Raw genomic sequence first — 13,190 nt, 5'->3', positions numbered from 1 at the left:
ACCGCCACCGGCCGCCGGCACCCTGGTCGTCGCCACGAACGGCGACGACGCCGCCCCGGGCACCCTCGCCGAGCCCCTGCGGAGCATCCAGCGCGCCCACGACCTGGTCCAGCCCGGCGGGACCATCGTCGTGCGCGGAGGCACCTACGCCCCGACCAGCACCATCAAGATCCTCAAGGACGGCAGCCAGTCCCAGCCGATCACCCTCACCGCCCACCAGGGCGAGCGCGTGGTCATCGACGGCGAGAACATGCCGTACACGCCCGGGGCCGTGGGATCCTCGATCCCCCGCGCCGACCGGGGCGCCCTGCACGTCGAGGGCGACTGGTGGCGGTTCGTCGGCCTGGAGATCGTCAACGGCCCGTACGGCATCTTCGGGGTGGACACCAACAACGGCCGCTACGAGCGCCTGGTCACCCGGGACAACTACGAGACCGGCCTGCACCTGCAGGGCGCCTCGTCGGGCAACCACATCGTCGACCTGGACAGCTACGGCAACCGCGACCCGCGCAAGAACGGCGAGAGCGCGGACGGCCTGGCGATCAAGGAGGGCTCCGGGACGGGCAACGTCGTCCGGGGCGCCCGGCTGTGGCGCAACGCCGACGACGGCTTCGACGCCTGGCTGTTCCTGTCGCCGGTGCTCGTCGAGGGCAGCGTCGCCTACGACAACGGCTACAACTACTGGGGCCTGCCCGACTACACCGGGGACGGCAACGGCTTCAAGAACGGCGGCGGCACGGATCCGCGTCCGGCGGTCGCCCACGTCACCCGCAACAGCATGGCCTGGGGCAACTCGGCCGGCGGCTTCATCGACAACGGCAACCCCGGCTCGCTGGTCTTCGAACGCAACACCGCCTGGGACAACGGCAGGGACGGCTTCAACGTCTCGCGCTCCACCTCGGTGCTCACCCGCAACCTCGCGGTCGGCAACACCACCGACGTGTCGCTCGGCGGCTCCACCGGCTCCGGCAACTCGTGGAACCTCGGCGGGACGTGGGCGCTCGCCAGCACGGACCCGGCCACGATCACCGGTCCCCGTACGCCCGACGGCGCCATCCCCACCTCCTCCTTCCTGCGCCCGGCCAACGGCGCGGACGTCGGCGCCCGCATCTGAGCCGGACCGTCCGGGGTGGCCGGCGGCGGCTCCGCCGGCCACCCCGGCCGCCCGGCGGTCCCCGCACCGACCCGCGACCGCTTGCGGGGCCACCGCCCGGCGCTCCGCGCTGGCAGGATGGCCGGATGGACCTCGACACCGGCGCCGGGCTGCTGCACCGGCTGACGTCCTACGAGCCGAGCCGCGAGTGGGACGTGCCCGTGGACGATCCGCGCGTCCGCCACGACCTCGTCCCGAACGACCCCGAGACCCTGCCGCCGCCCATGAAGGGCTACCCGGACGGCTTGGCCGTCCTCGCCCTGCCGCGCGACCTGCCCGACCCCGGCGTCCCCGCGACCGCCGTGCTGGCCGGCGTCGCGTCCCCCGCGCAGCCCCTCGACGCGGCGCAGCTGGGCCGCGTGCTCTTCCTGGGCGCCGGCGTCGTGCGCACCGCCGAGCGCAACGGCCGCCCCTTCCTCTACCGCGCCGCCGGCTCGGCCGGGGCGCGCTTTCCGCTGGAGGTCTACGCGAGCACCCGGGGCGTCGCGGGGGTGCCGGACGGCGTGCACTGGTACGACGCGCGGCGGCACGCGCTCGTCCAGGTGGCTCCCGCCGCGACCGGGGCGGTCACGACGCTGGTGGTCACGGGCGTGCCGTGGCGCACGGGGTGGCGCTACGCCGAGCGCGGCTGGCGACACATCTACTGGGACGCCGGCACGCTGCTGGCCCAACTGTCGGCGGCCGCCGACAGCGCCGGCCTGTCGCCGCGGCTGCGGTCGCTCTTCCCGGACGCCACCGTGCGCACGCTCGTCGGCGCGGACGGGGTGCACGAGTACCCGCTGGCCCTGCTGTCGTTCGGCGACGGCGATCCGGCGATCGGGCCCACCGGGCCGGCGCTCCCCGGTGAGCTGCCCCCGGTCGAACTGCCGCTGTGCACCGCCGCCCAGCGCGCGGGCGAGCGGGACGTGCTCGGCGCGCCCTGGCCGTCGGCGGAGCCGCTGCCGGCGTACCCGCCGTCCGACCCGCTCGACGAGGTCGTCCGCCGGCGCGGCTCGCAGCGGCGGATGGACAGGTCCCGGACGCTGCCGCGCGCCCTGCTGGAATGGCCCCTGGCCGCGGCCCTGCGCGGCGTGCCGGTGCCGCACTGGGTCGCCGTGCACGGGGTCGACGGGGTGCCGCCCGGCCTCTACCGGTGGCCCGACCTCTCGACGCTGCTGCGCGCCGGTGACCTGCGCGACGAGCTGCTCCGGGTCTGCCTGGACCAGGCGCTCGCCGGCGACGCCGCCTACGTCGTCGTCGCCGCCGCGCCGCTGTCGGCCCTCGACGACCGCGCCTACCGCGACGCCCAGCTCGCCGCCGGGCTCGTCGAGGGCCGGCTGCACCTCGCGGCGTACGCCCTGGGCGCGGGCGCCTCCGGCATGACCTTCCTCGACTCGGACGTCCCGGGGCTGCTGGGCGAGCCGGACGACCTCGCGGCGCTGCTCTTCACCTGCGTGGGCGTCCCCGAGTACCGCTCACGCGCGGGCGGGCGGCCGGGCGCCCCGGTCGAGGTCCGCCCGGTCACGCCCCGCCTCGGCGGTTCGTGACGCCACCCCGGCGTGCGTGCCTACCCGATGACCACCACCCGCGCCCATTCCGGTGGCGTGTCCGGCACGTAGTCGGGATCGTCCTCGTTCCACGATCCGGAGTACGTGTGCCGGCGGGGAAACAGCCCGACCACCGTGCGGCAGGGCGGCTGCGCGGCCGGCCAGGGCGTCTGCCCGTCGGTCAGGACCACGACGACGTCCGGGCGGGGCCGGGTCCGCAACGCCCGGGCGAAGCCCGTACGCAGGTCCGTCCCGCCCCCGCCCACCAACGGGATCTCCTCGGCGCGGCACAGCGGGTGCACGGTCCGGGCCGCCGCGTCGCAGGACAGCACGGTGACCAGGTCACGCCGGCCGCCCACGGCGCGGGAGATCGCCGCGACCTCGAGCAGCGCGCTGCCCAGTTCGGCGTCGCTGACGGACCCGGAGGTGTCGACGACCACGCAAACCCGGGGTGGCATGCGCCGCAGGCTGGGCAGGACGACGCCGGGAACCCCGGCGGACCGCCGCGCCGGCCGGCCGTACGTGTAGTCCTCGCCCGCGCCCGCGCCGGAGGCCGCCGAGCGGATCGCCGCCCCCAGCAGGTCCCGCCACGGCTGGGGCGGGTGGAACGCGTCCTCCGCCCACCTCCGCCAGCCCTGCGGGACGTCCCCGGGACGCCCGGAGATGCCCTCCGCCACCCGGAACCGCACCGCGTCGCGTTCCTGCGCGCTGAGGCCCTGCGCGCTGTCCGGCCCCAGGTCCCACTCCCGCTCCGCCCCGTCGGCGCCGCTGCCGCAGTCCAGCCAGACCAGCCCCTGCGTACGCGGCCCGAGCCGGAACTGTCGCAGGTAGTCCTCCATCAGCTCCCCCTCGGGCAGCCCCAGCGTCGCCGGGTCCACGACGCCGTCGGGCCGGGTCAACCCGTCGCCGAACACGTCGTCGTTGATCTCGCAGTCGGCGGCGATGTTCATCCGTAACCGCTCCCCCGGCCCGGTCAGTCCCCGTTCCCGCGCGACCCGGTCACTGCGCCCGTGGTGGTCGCGGAGCAGGTGCGAGACCTCGTGCACCCACACCCCGGCGAGCTCCTCGACCGGGGTCCGGTCCACGAACACCGGGGAGACGTAGCACCGCCAGTGCCGGTCCACCGCCATCGTCGGCACCCGGCGGGACTCCACCAGGTGCAGGGCGAACAGCGCCGACGCCAGGTAGGGCCGGACCCGGACGGCGTGCAGCCGGGCGGCGAAGAGCTTCTCACGGTCCAGCGTCCCCGGGCCCGGGCTCACCGGCCGCTCCCCGCGGCGGCGGCGAGCCGGGTCTGGTCGGCTCGCCGGGACACCGACACCGCCCCGGCGAGCCGTTCGATCGCCGCCGGCACGTCCCAGTCCTCGCGGCGCAGGGCGGCGAGCGTGCTCGCGGGAACGACCACCAGGTCCGGCGGGCCGGTTTCCAGCGCCCGGACCAGCAGCGCCCACGCGGCGTCCCAACGCCCCCTCTCCGGGCGCCCGCGGACGGCCTCCACCACGCCGTCCAGCACGGTCTGCCGCAGGTCGCCCCGCTCGGGCAGGACCGCAGCCGCCGGGTCGGCCAACAACGTCTCGGGGTCGGGGAGGTCCATCCGGTCCATGCTGGCGAGCAGTTCCAGCCCCGGGCCGTCGCCCACCGTGCCCCGCACCAGCATCGAGAGCACCTCCCGGGAGGTGCCCGCCGCGGTCGCGAAGGCGATCAGGCGCAGGGTCATCTCCCAGCTACGGGGCGAGGGCCACGGGCCGCCCCGGCGGGTCTCGTTGCCGGGCAGCCGGTGCACGAGCGCGGGGCGGGCCGACAGCAGCCCGCACACCGCGCGCCGGGCGAAGGTGACGGCCTCCGGCAACCTGTCGGGGCACAGCCGGGGCAGCGCGGTCCGGGGCCAGGTCCCGCCCAGGCCGCGCACCACGACCTCGTGGTCGTGGACCCACTGGAGATGGACGAAGCGGTTGGCCAGGGGTGGGCTCAGCTCCCAGCCGTCGGCCGCCGAGGATCGGGGGTTCGCGGCGGCCACGATCCGGATCCCGGGCGGCAGCCGCAGCGCGCCCACCCGTCGCTCGAGCACGAGGCGGAGCAGGGCGGCCTGGACGGCCGGCGGGGCGGTGGACAGCTCGTCCAGGAACAGCAGCCCGCGGCCGGCGCGGACGAGGCGTACGGCCCAGTCCGGCGGCGCCATCGGGACTCCCTGCGTCGCCGGGTCGTCGCCGACGATCGGCAACCCCGAGAAGTCGGACGGCTCGTGGACGCTGGCGACGACGGTCGTCAGCGGCAGGTCCAGCGCCTCGGCGAGCTGTGTCAGGGCAGCGGTCTTGCCGATCCCCGGTTCACCCCACAACAGCACGGGTAGGTCGGCGGCCACGGCCAGGGTCAGTGCCTCCAGCTGCGTGTCGGATCGGGGTTCGGTGGTGGTGTCGCGCAACAGGGAGAGCAGCTCGGCGGCGACGGCGAGCTGCGGGTCGGGGGTCCGGTCGACGGCAAGGGGCATGGTGATCACCTGTGGTTTCTCGTGGCGGGTGGAAGAGCGAGGTGGTGCGGGGCCAAGGCCCTCGGTCAGCGGGCGATTCCGTGGCGCGGACGCGAGCGGCGGTCGCGGGTACGGCGACGCTCGGCGGCGGCGGGGCCGGGGCCGGTCCCGGCCAGTCCCGCCCGGAACAGCCCGTACGTGACCCGCCGCAGTGCGGCCGTCTCGAGTTCGTTGCGCAGCGCCCCGTCGCGCACCCGCGCGTCGGGTCCGAGCAGGGCCTCGACGACGGCGAGCGCGCCGGCGGTGTCGCCGTGGTCCAGGCGGGCCCGGACCTCGGGGAGGCACTCCGGGTGGCGGTGCGCCTCGTCGATCGCCTGGAGGCAGGGCAGCGGGGTGCCGGTCAACGCGGCCAGGAGTTCCTCCCGGCGCACCTCGGCCGGGTCGTGGTCCAGCGCGACGAGCGTCCCGTCGGCCAGGCCGATCCGGTGCCAGGCTCCCCGGCACCGCACCCGGCCCGGCTGTCCCGCCCGGTCCGTCGTCCGGGGCGCGGTCCCCGCCGGGCGGCCGGGTGCCAGGGCCGACGCGACCAGCGGATGCAGCCGGCCGGCGTCGATCGACCCGGTGCGGAGCAGTTCCAGGTCCGGCGACACCCAGGTCGCGGCGTCGGGCAACACCGGCGTGGACCCGCGCGTCCCGACGCGGCTTAGCGAGGGCGACGACGCGGTCCGCACCTCGGGCGGGCCGGGACCGTCTCCGGCCGCCGCCACCTCCAGCAGCAGGTGGCGGCGCGCCCCGACCCGTACGACGACCGGGCCAGCGGCCCGCCCCTCGGCGCGCAGCAGGATGGCGGCCTCGGCGGACCACCGCTGCACCGCCCAGCCCCGCCGTCGCCCGGCCGTCGCCAGCGGTTCCGGTAGGACGGCGCAGGGGCCGTCCTCGGGCGGCCGGTCCGCCCCCGACCGGACGCGCAGCTCACCGGCCCGCCGCGCGTCCCACAGGTGGCGGTGCAGGTCGAGGCGGAACCGGCGGTCGGGGTGCGGGTGCGGATGGCGACACGGCCCGGAGCCGGAGCGGGACCCGTCCCACAGCGCCAGGCTGAACCGCTGACCGGCGTCGGCCCAGGCCGGTGGCGTCCGGATGACGAGGTGCACCGCGTCGGCGGGGCGTCCGCCCCGGTCGTAGCGGGCCAGCGCAATGGTCAGGCCGGGGCGCAGCAGCCCGTCGGGCGCGATCCTCGGTAGATGCCAGCGCAGCAGGTCGGGAGCCAGGTGGCGAAGGTCGGCGCGGAGCCGGTCGGCGAGTTCCCGACCGTGGGTACGGGCCACGGAGCGCAGGTCGACGTCGGCGTCGACGCGGGCGGCGGCGCACGCCCCGGCCCAGTCCCCGACGGCCCGACGGGCGGTGGCAACCTCGATCATGGACGGCGGCACGGCGAACTCGCGCACGTGCGGCCAGAAGGACGGACGAAGGTCCGGACTCGCGGGTCGGGAGTGCATCAGCACTCACCTTGCGAGAACCGGGCCTCCGATCTGGTGAGAGAGGGAGTCGTCATCGGCGGGGAGCATACCGGTGCGGGCACCGGACCCGCCAGGCCCTAACCCGCCCCGGTCGGGGCCGACTGCGTCCCGCCCGTCCACCCGGCGCCGCAGTTTCACCGGAGGCGCCCGGCGTACCCGGATTGAAGGTTTCCGCCACCCCGCCGCACCGCCACGGAAGGCATTTACATCGCCGTCCGTCGCGGTGTACGTTACCGCCACCCGCCGATCCTCATCGACATTGGCGAATATTGTGAGGGGTGCAGATGACTGCTCGACTCGCCGCGCGACGCAGGCGTGGGCTGCTCAGCGCCATGCTGGCCGCGACCCTGATCCTGACTGCCGAATCAGCCCTGGCCGCCGCGCCGGTGTCGGCCGCCCCGGAGGGGGCCCCACCGGCGGCTGCCCGGCTGGCCACCGCCTTCGACACCGCCGCCGGCCGGTACGACGTCCCCCGCGACCTGCTCGTCGCCCTCGGCTACGCCGAGACCCGCCTGGACGGGCACGGCGGCGCACCCAGCGCGGCGGGCGGCTACGGCATGATGCACCTGGCCAGCAACCCCAAGCTGCGCACCCTGGACGAGGCGGCCACGCTGACCGGGCTCAGCCGTGCCGCGCTGCGCGCCGACGCCGCCGCGAACATCGCCGGCGCGGCCGCCGTCCTGCGCTCCTACGCCGACCAGGCCGGCCTGACCGCGGCCGAGCGCGACGACGTCGACGAGTGGTACGCCGCGGTCGCCCGCTACGGCGGCGCGGCCAGCCCGGCGCTCGCCCGCCTCTACGCGGACGCCGTCTACGACCTGCTCGGCGCCGGCTTCGACACCGGCCACGCCGGGGTGGCGAAGGTCCCCGGCCGCCAGGTGGCCCCGGAGCGTGACCTGCCCGGTGACGCGTCGGACGGGGTCGGGATCCTCAGCACCGACTACGGGCCGGCCGCGTGGGCGCCGGCGAGCACCAGCAACTACACGGTGGCCAGCCGACCCACCAGCCACTCCGTCAGGTACATCGTCATCCACGTGACGCAGGGCAGCTACGCCGGCTCGATCAGCTGGTTCCAGAACCCGGCAGCCCAGGCCAGCGCGCACTACACGTTCCGCTCCTCCGACGGGGCGGTCACCCAGTCGGTGCGGGAGAAGGACATCGCCTGGCACGCCGGCAACTGGACCTACAACACCCAGTCCATCGGCATCGAGCACGAGGGGTACGTCGACAACGCGGCCTGGTTCACCGACGCGATGTACCGGGCTTCCGCGACGCTCACCCGCAGCCTCGCCAACAAGTACGGCATCCCCAAGACCCGGGCGCACATCATCGGCCACCACGAGGTCCCCGGGGCCACCCACACCGACCCGGGCCCGAACTGGAACTGGTCGTACTACATGCAGCTGGTGAACCAGCAGACCGGCGTCGGCTCCGGCACGGTGAACACCGAGGGGGTGAGCCTCAACGTGCGCTCCGGGCCCGGCACCGGCTACGCCGTCGTGGGTTCCGTCGCCGACGGCGCGAACGTCAGCATCTACTGCCAGGCCGTCGGCACCACGGTGACCGGCCCCTACGGCACGAGCAACGTCTGGGACCGGATCGGCACCAACCGGTACGTCTCCGACGCGTACGTCCTGACCGGCCACGACGGCTTCATTCCCGGCGTGCCACGCTGCTGACCACCACGGCCGGTGCCGTCCGCCCGCCGGGTGGACGGCACCGACGCGTCAGCACCGCGCGACGACGAGCTCGTGGATCGCGGTGAGCAGTTCCTCGTCGCGCTCCGCGTGCGCGGTCACCGTGACTGCGGCCCGGCGCGCGGGGCTGACCACCACGTACTGGCCGTAGCGGCCGTCCAACCGGTACGTGTCGGCCCGGTCGAGCCACACGCCCAACCCGTATCCGTGGGTGTACGGCTCGCCGTACGTGACGGCGTTCGTGTCGACCCGCTCCCCCGTCATCCGACCCGGGCGATCACCCGGCCGAGGGCGTACGGACCCGAACCCGTGTACGCGAAGCGGGTCCCCGGCGCGGCGGCGAGCGGCGCGGCGACGATCTCGTGGAGCAGGTCGGCGGCGGTGATCCGCTCGTCGGCGAACCAGCGGTGGCTGGTGCCGCTGGTCATCGTCAGCAACTGCCGGAGCGTGACGGCACCGAGCCCGTCGGCGGCGATCGGCCGCAGCTCGGGCAGGTGGTCCAGGAGGCGGTCGTCGAGGCTCAGCCGCCCCTCCGCCTCGGCCAGCCCCACGGCCACGGACGTGAACGTCTTGGCGACGGAGTACACGTTCACCCGGTCGTCGGGCCGGAAGCGGTGCTCCACGGGCGGGTGGCCCTCGCGGTGGACGTGGATGCCGTACGTGCCCAGGGCACGGTCGCGGTCCGCCCGCACGAAGTCGTCGAGAAGTTCGGCGCTCACGGGCGGACGATACGCGAGCCGGCGGGCCGCCGGCGCGTCCCCGTTTCCGCCGCCCGCCTCGGGGTACGGGCCAGGACGCCTGCTCAACACCGTTTTCGTGGAGGAACTCGCCAGATGGATGCCAGCAAGCCCGCCAAGGCGGTCAAGGACGTGGTGGAGGCCGCAGCCGGGAAGGTGGCCGACGCGCTGACCTCGGACGTGCCCGGCGCGCCGGGCAGCGCCCCGCCAACCGTCGAGGAGCCGACGACGCCACACGATCCGCTGCCGCCCAAGAAGGAACAGGGCGCCCCGGAGACCCGTACGCCGACCGGCGCGGCGACCGGCGCGCCGACGACGGCGAACGGTCAGCAGGGCGCCTTCCTCACGACGTCGCAGGGGGCGCGGCTGCGCGACACGGACCACTCGCTGAAGGCCGGGCCGCGCGGTCCGGTCCTGCTGCAGGACCACCACCTGCGCGAGAAGATCACCCACTTCGACCACGAGCGCATTCCCGAGCGCGTCGTGCACGCGCGTGGGGCCGGCGCGCACGGCGTCTTCGAGGCCTACGGCAAGGCCGAGGGCGTGACGAAGGCCGGCTTCCTGGCGAAGGGCAGGACGACCAACGTCTTCGTACGGTTCTCCACCGTCCTCGGTTCGCGCGGCTCGGCCGACACGGTCCGCGACACCCGCGGCTTCGCGACGAAGTTCTACACCGACGAGGGCACCTTCGACCTGGTCGCCAACAACATGCCGGTCTTCTTCATCCAGGACGCCATCAAGTTCCCCGACATCATTCACGCCGGCAAGCCGCACCCCGACCGGGAGATCCCGCAGGCGCAGAGCGCGCACGACACCTTCTGGGACTTCGTCTCCCTGCACACCGAGGCGCAGCACCACACCATGTGGAACATGTCCGACCGGGGCATCCCGCGCTCGTACCGGATGATGGAGGGCTTCGGCGTCCACACGTTCCGGCTCGTCAACGCCGCCGGCGAGACGGCGCTGGCGAAGTTCCACTGGAAGCCCAAGCTGGGCGTGCACTCCCTGACCTGGGAGGAGGCGCAGTTGCTCGGCGGCGTGGACCCGGACTTCCACCGCCGGGACCTCTACGACGCCATCGAGGCCGGCGCCTTCCCGGAGTGGGAGCTGGGCCTCCAGGTGTTCCCCGACACCCCCGAGGAGACCTTCGCCGGGATCGACCTGCTCGACCCGACGAAGATCGTGCCGGAGGAGCTGGCACCGGTGCAGCCGGTCGGGAAGCTGACGCTCAACCGGACGCCGACGAACTTCTTCGCCGAGACCGAACAGGTCGCCTTCCATGTCGGCCACCTGCCGCCGGGCATCGACGTCACGAACGACCCGCTGTTGCAGGGCCGGCTGTTCTCGTACGTCGACACGCAGCTCACCCGGCTGGGCGGGCCGAACTTCTCGCAGGTCCCGATCAACCGCCCGCACGCCCCGGTCAACGACATGCTGCGCGACGGCTTCCACCAGCAGGCCGTCCACGCCGGGGTCGCACCGTACCGGCCGAACTCGCTCGACGGCGGCAACCCCTTCCCGGCCGGGGACACCGACGGCGCGTTCGTCGACGTGCCGGTGACGGTGACGGAGGCGCCCAAGGTACGCGCCAACCCGGCCTCGTTCGACGACCACTACAGCCAGGTCCGCCTGTTCTGGCTGAGCATGTCGCCGGTCGAGAAGGAGCACATCGTCCGCGCCTACACCTTCGAGCTGGGCAAGTGCTTCCACCAGGCGGTCCGGGAACGCCAGCTCCAGTGCCTCGCCAACATCGACCCGGTGCTGTGCGCGGAGGTCGCCACCGGGCTGGGTCTGCCCGCGCCGGAGCCGACCGTGCCGCTCGTCGACCCCGCGCCCAGCCCCGCGCTGTCGCAGGTGGGCAGGCAGTGGCCGGCCGACGGCCGCACCATGGGCATCGTCGTCGACCCCACCGCCGGGCTCGACGATGTCGACGAGGTACGCCGGGCGGTCTTCGCGGCCGGCATGGTGCCGCTCCTCGTCGCCCCGCACGGCGGCCTGGTGGGCGGCCTGCCCGTGCAGCGGACCTTCGCCACCGGCCGCTCGGTCGAGTTCGACGTGCTCCTGCTGGCCGGGGCGCCGGCGCCCGCGCCGGACGCGTCGCCGGCGCGCGACGCCAAGGCCGGCGCGGCGGGCTCCGCCGCCGTGGATCCGCGGGTGCTGCTGCTGGTCGACGAATGCTGGCGGCACGCCAAGGCGATCGGCGCGTGGGGCGCCGGCGTCGACGTGCTGCGGCAGGCGGGGGTCGCCGGCACGCCCGGCGTCGTCACGGGCGGCTCCGGCGCCGAGGTCCTCACCGCCGTGCAGCAGCTGCTGGCCGCCCACCGGGTGTGGGAGAGGTTCCCCGCCTCGGTCGCCTGACGCGCTCGTCCGCCGACGAGGGCCGTCCCCCGCAACACCGGGGGACGGCCCTCGTCGCGTCCGGCCCGCGCCGCGCCGCCGCCCGTGCGGCGGGTGCGGCGGGGCTGTCGCGGTCAGTCCCACCTGTCCTGGTTGAGGAAGCGGGCGAAGCCGCGCCACGAGTTGGGCCCCATCACCCCGTCGATCGGGCCGGTGTAGCCGTGGCCGGACGCGAGGCGCTGCACGGCGCGCCAGGTGTTCGGGCCGGGCTGTCCGTCGATCGGTCCGGTGTAGCCGTAGGCCCGCATGGCCCGCTGGAGGGCGGCGTAGGTGCCCGGCCCGGGCGCGCCGTCGATGGGGCCGGTGTATCCGGCGGTGAGCCGCAGCCAGTTCTGCATGCGCTGGTAGAAGATGGTGCCGGGGATGCCGTCCTGCTCGGTGGAGGTCTTGGGCAGTCGCCCGGGTGCGGGGTTCTGACCGATGTAGGCCAGCGGGTTGATGCGTACGCCCGCCGGGTTGATCATGTGCCAGTGGACGTGCGGCCCGGTCGACGAGCCCGAGCCCGGCGCGCCGGCCGCGCCGCCGGAGAGGCCGACGACGGTGCCGCTGGACACGGCCGCGCCGTTGCCGAGCAGGAACTGCGACAGGTGCATGTACTGGCTGCGGTACCCGTCCGCGTGCTGGATGGTGACCGTGTGCCCACCCGTGCCGTTGTACGGGATGTTCTGGATGGTGCCCGCGCCGCAGGCGGGCAGGCGGGTGCCGACCGGCATGCCGAAGTCGACGCCGCCGAGCGAACCCCGGTTCAGGTGCTCCTGCCAGGTGCCGGTGACGGGATACCCGGAGAAGGGGTTGTAGATGGCGGGCGCGGCGTACGCGCGGCCGGGAACGGCCAGCCCGGCCAGGGCGCCCGCGCCGAGGGCGGCGCCGAGCAGCACCGCGCGGCGGTCGATACCGGCGACCGCCGGGCCGTCGCCGCAGCATCCGGGTTGGTCGAGATGGTCCATCGCGTGCTCCCTGCTGGATCGGTACGCCGGTCGGGCCAGTGACAATACATAGCCACGAATAAATCTGTCGACCGTCCGCTCCGCCACGGCGCCGGGCCACGGGCGACGGTCCGCAATCGCACCACCGGGTCGCTCAGCCGCCCGGGCAGCGGCTGTCACCGCCGCTGTGCTCCTGGCAGGTCGTCGGCGCCGGGAGCGGCGCGGCCGGCGGCCGGAGGGTGCGCGCGGCATCCGCGACCGCCGGCGCCAGCGCCGCCGCGGCCACGACGGCGAGGAGCAGGTAGACCAGCCCGGTGCGGCGGTACCGGCAGCCGAACGCCACCAGCGCGATGACGGCCGGCCCGCCCGCTGCCGTCGCCGCCAGCAACAGCAGCGCCCGGGCCGAGCGGCGCCCGAATTCCGCCGAGCGCCCGCCACCGTTCGAGTGGTGGTCGGCCCAGCCCTCCATGCCGATCGTGAACAACCACCACAGCAGCGCCAGGCACGCCACCACCCAGACCACCGTCAGGAGCACGAGGGCGTACCGGGACCGGGCGGCGGGTGTCGACGAGGTCATGCCGTACAGCGTCGCGGAGCCGGGGCCGCGGGACGTGAGCCCGGGTACTCACCGCGCGGGATCTCCCGCACCCGGGCGTACGCGCGGGGGCCGGGTCGGCGCTGGCCGCGCGTCAGGCCGCGGCGCTTCCGGGGGGAGGGGCCGCCGCCGGCAAGGACGGCGGCCCGCCGGTGCGGTCGCGACGGCGACCGCA

11 protein-coding genes are annotated in these 13,190 nt (G+C 75.0%); 4 read left to right on the top strand and 7 right to left on the bottom strand.

Annotated elements, in window-relative coordinates:
* Together F6X68_RS09180 and F6X68_RS09175 are read left to right on the top strand one after the other, a co-directional pair.
* Positions 1-1,114 (top strand): pectate lyase (locus F6X68_RS09180; protein WP_151453852.1); only part of this gene is annotated, 1,114 nt, incomplete at its 5' end.
* 125 nt (positions 1,115-1,239) lie between these two features.
* On the top strand, positions 1,240-2,679 hold the full coding sequence (locus F6X68_RS09175) for a hypothetical protein (RefSeq protein WP_151453851.1): 1,440 nt from the start codon (positions 1,240-1,242) through the stop codon (positions 2,677-2,679).
* A gap of 20 nt (positions 2,680-2,699) precedes the next feature.
* Here the strand turns inward: F6X68_RS09175 and F6X68_RS09170 are convergent, their stop codons facing one another.
* The 3 genes from F6X68_RS09170 to F6X68_RS09160 all read right to left on the bottom strand — a co-directional run bounded on the left by F6X68_RS09170 (position 2,700) and on the right by F6X68_RS09160 (position 6,642).
* Positions 2,700-3,941 carry a VWA-like domain-containing protein gene (locus F6X68_RS09170; RefSeq protein WP_225852100.1) on the bottom strand — a complete coding sequence of 414 codons (1,242 nt, stop codon included), beginning with the start codon at positions 3,939-3,941 and terminating at the stop codon, positions 2,700-2,702.
* Positions 3,938-5,167, bottom strand: coding sequence for an AAA family ATPase (locus F6X68_RS09165; RefSeq protein ID WP_370518923.1), 1,230 nt, complete (start codon positions 5,165-5,167; stop codon positions 3,938-3,940). Before F6X68_RS09165 ends, F6X68_RS09170 begins: the two co-directional genes overlap by 4 nt.
* A 65-nt stretch (positions 5,168-5,232) precedes the next feature.
* Complete coding sequence (locus tag F6X68_RS09160) at positions 5,233-6,642, bottom strand: hypothetical protein (RefSeq protein ID WP_151453849.1); 1,410 nt, start codon at positions 6,640-6,642, stop codon at positions 5,233-5,235.
* Between the two features lie 305 nt (positions 6,643-6,947).
* Here F6X68_RS09160 and F6X68_RS09155 point away from each other — a divergent pair, with 305 nt between their 5' ends.
* Entirely contained in the window at positions 6,948-8,342 is a 1,395-nt protein-coding gene (locus F6X68_RS09155) for an N-acetylmuramoyl-L-alanine amidase (protein WP_225852099.1), read from the top strand.
* Between the two features lie 48 nt (positions 8,343-8,390).
* Here the strand turns inward: F6X68_RS09155 and F6X68_RS34115 are convergent, their stop codons facing one another.
* Both F6X68_RS34115 and F6X68_RS09150 read right to left on the bottom strand, forming a co-directional pair.
* Positions 8,391-8,624: a hypothetical protein gene (locus F6X68_RS34115; protein WP_225852098.1), complete on the bottom strand. Its 234-nt coding sequence runs from the start codon at positions 8,622-8,624 to the stop codon at positions 8,391-8,393.
* Complete coding sequence (locus F6X68_RS09150) at positions 8,621-9,079, bottom strand: serine hydrolase (RefSeq protein WP_225852097.1); 459 nt, start codon at positions 9,077-9,079, stop codon at positions 8,621-8,623. Before F6X68_RS09150 ends, F6X68_RS34115 begins: the two co-directional genes overlap by 4 nt.
* A 114-nt stretch (positions 9,080-9,193) precedes the next feature.
* On the opposite strand from F6X68_RS09150, the gene F6X68_RS09145 reads away from it, so the two are divergent.
* A complete protein-coding gene (locus tag F6X68_RS09145) occupies positions 9,194-11,455 on the top strand; it encodes a catalase (protein ID WP_151453848.1) in 2,262 nt (753 codons plus the stop codon).
* A 113-nt stretch (positions 11,456-11,568) separates the two neighbouring features.
* On the opposite strand, the gene F6X68_RS09140 is transcribed toward F6X68_RS09145, so the two are convergent.
* Both F6X68_RS09140 and F6X68_RS09135 read right to left on the bottom strand, forming a co-directional pair.
* Complete coding sequence (locus tag F6X68_RS09140) at positions 11,569-12,441, bottom strand: peptidoglycan DD-metalloendopeptidase family protein (RefSeq protein ID WP_151453847.1); 873 nt, start codon at positions 12,439-12,441, stop codon at positions 11,569-11,571.
* A 133-nt stretch (positions 12,442-12,574) separates the two neighbouring features.
* Positions 12,575-12,997, bottom strand: coding sequence for a DUF6234 family protein (locus F6X68_RS09135; RefSeq protein ID WP_151453846.1), 423 nt, complete (start codon positions 12,995-12,997; stop codon positions 12,575-12,577).
* Between the last annotated feature and the right edge of the window lie 193 nt (positions 12,998-13,190).

The sequence above is a fragment of the Micromonospora sp. AMSO12t genome, assembly GCF_008806585.1.
GTDB lineage: Bacteria > Actinomycetota > Actinomycetes > Mycobacteriales > Micromonosporaceae > Micromonospora > Micromonospora reichwaldensis.
Note: the sequence above shows the minus strand (reverse complement) of the source record. Positions and strands in the feature narration are given on the sequence as shown.

Coding starts and splice junctions, on each gene's coding strand:
- F6X68_RS09160 (WP_151453849.1), bottom strand. CDS start 6,642: ATGCACTCCCGACCCGCGAGTCCGGACCTTCGTCCGTCCTTCTGGCCG.
- F6X68_RS09145 (WP_151453848.1), top strand. CDS start 9,194: ATGGATGCCAGCAAGCCCGCCAAGGCGGTCAAGGACGTGGTGGAGGCC.
- F6X68_RS34115 (WP_225852098.1), bottom strand. CDS start 8,624: ATGACGGGGGAGCGGGTCGACACGAACGCCGTCACGTACGGCGAGCCG.
- F6X68_RS09155 (WP_225852099.1), top strand. CDS start 6,948: ATGACTGCTCGACTCGCCGCGCGACGCAGGCGTGGGCTGCTCAGCGCC.
- F6X68_RS09165 (WP_370518923.1), bottom strand. CDS start 5,167: ATGCCCCTTGCCGTCGACCGGACCCCCGACCCGCAGCTCGCCGTCGCC.
- F6X68_RS09175 (WP_151453851.1), top strand. CDS start 1,240: ATGGACCTCGACACCGGCGCCGGGCTGCTGCACCGGCTGACGTCCTAC.
- F6X68_RS09140 (WP_151453847.1), bottom strand. CDS start 12,441: ATGGACCATCTCGACCAACCCGGATGCTGCGGCGACGGCCCGGCGGTC.
- F6X68_RS09135 (WP_151453846.1), bottom strand. CDS start 12,997: ATGACCTCGTCGACACCCGCCGCCCGGTCCCGGTACGCCCTCGTGCTC.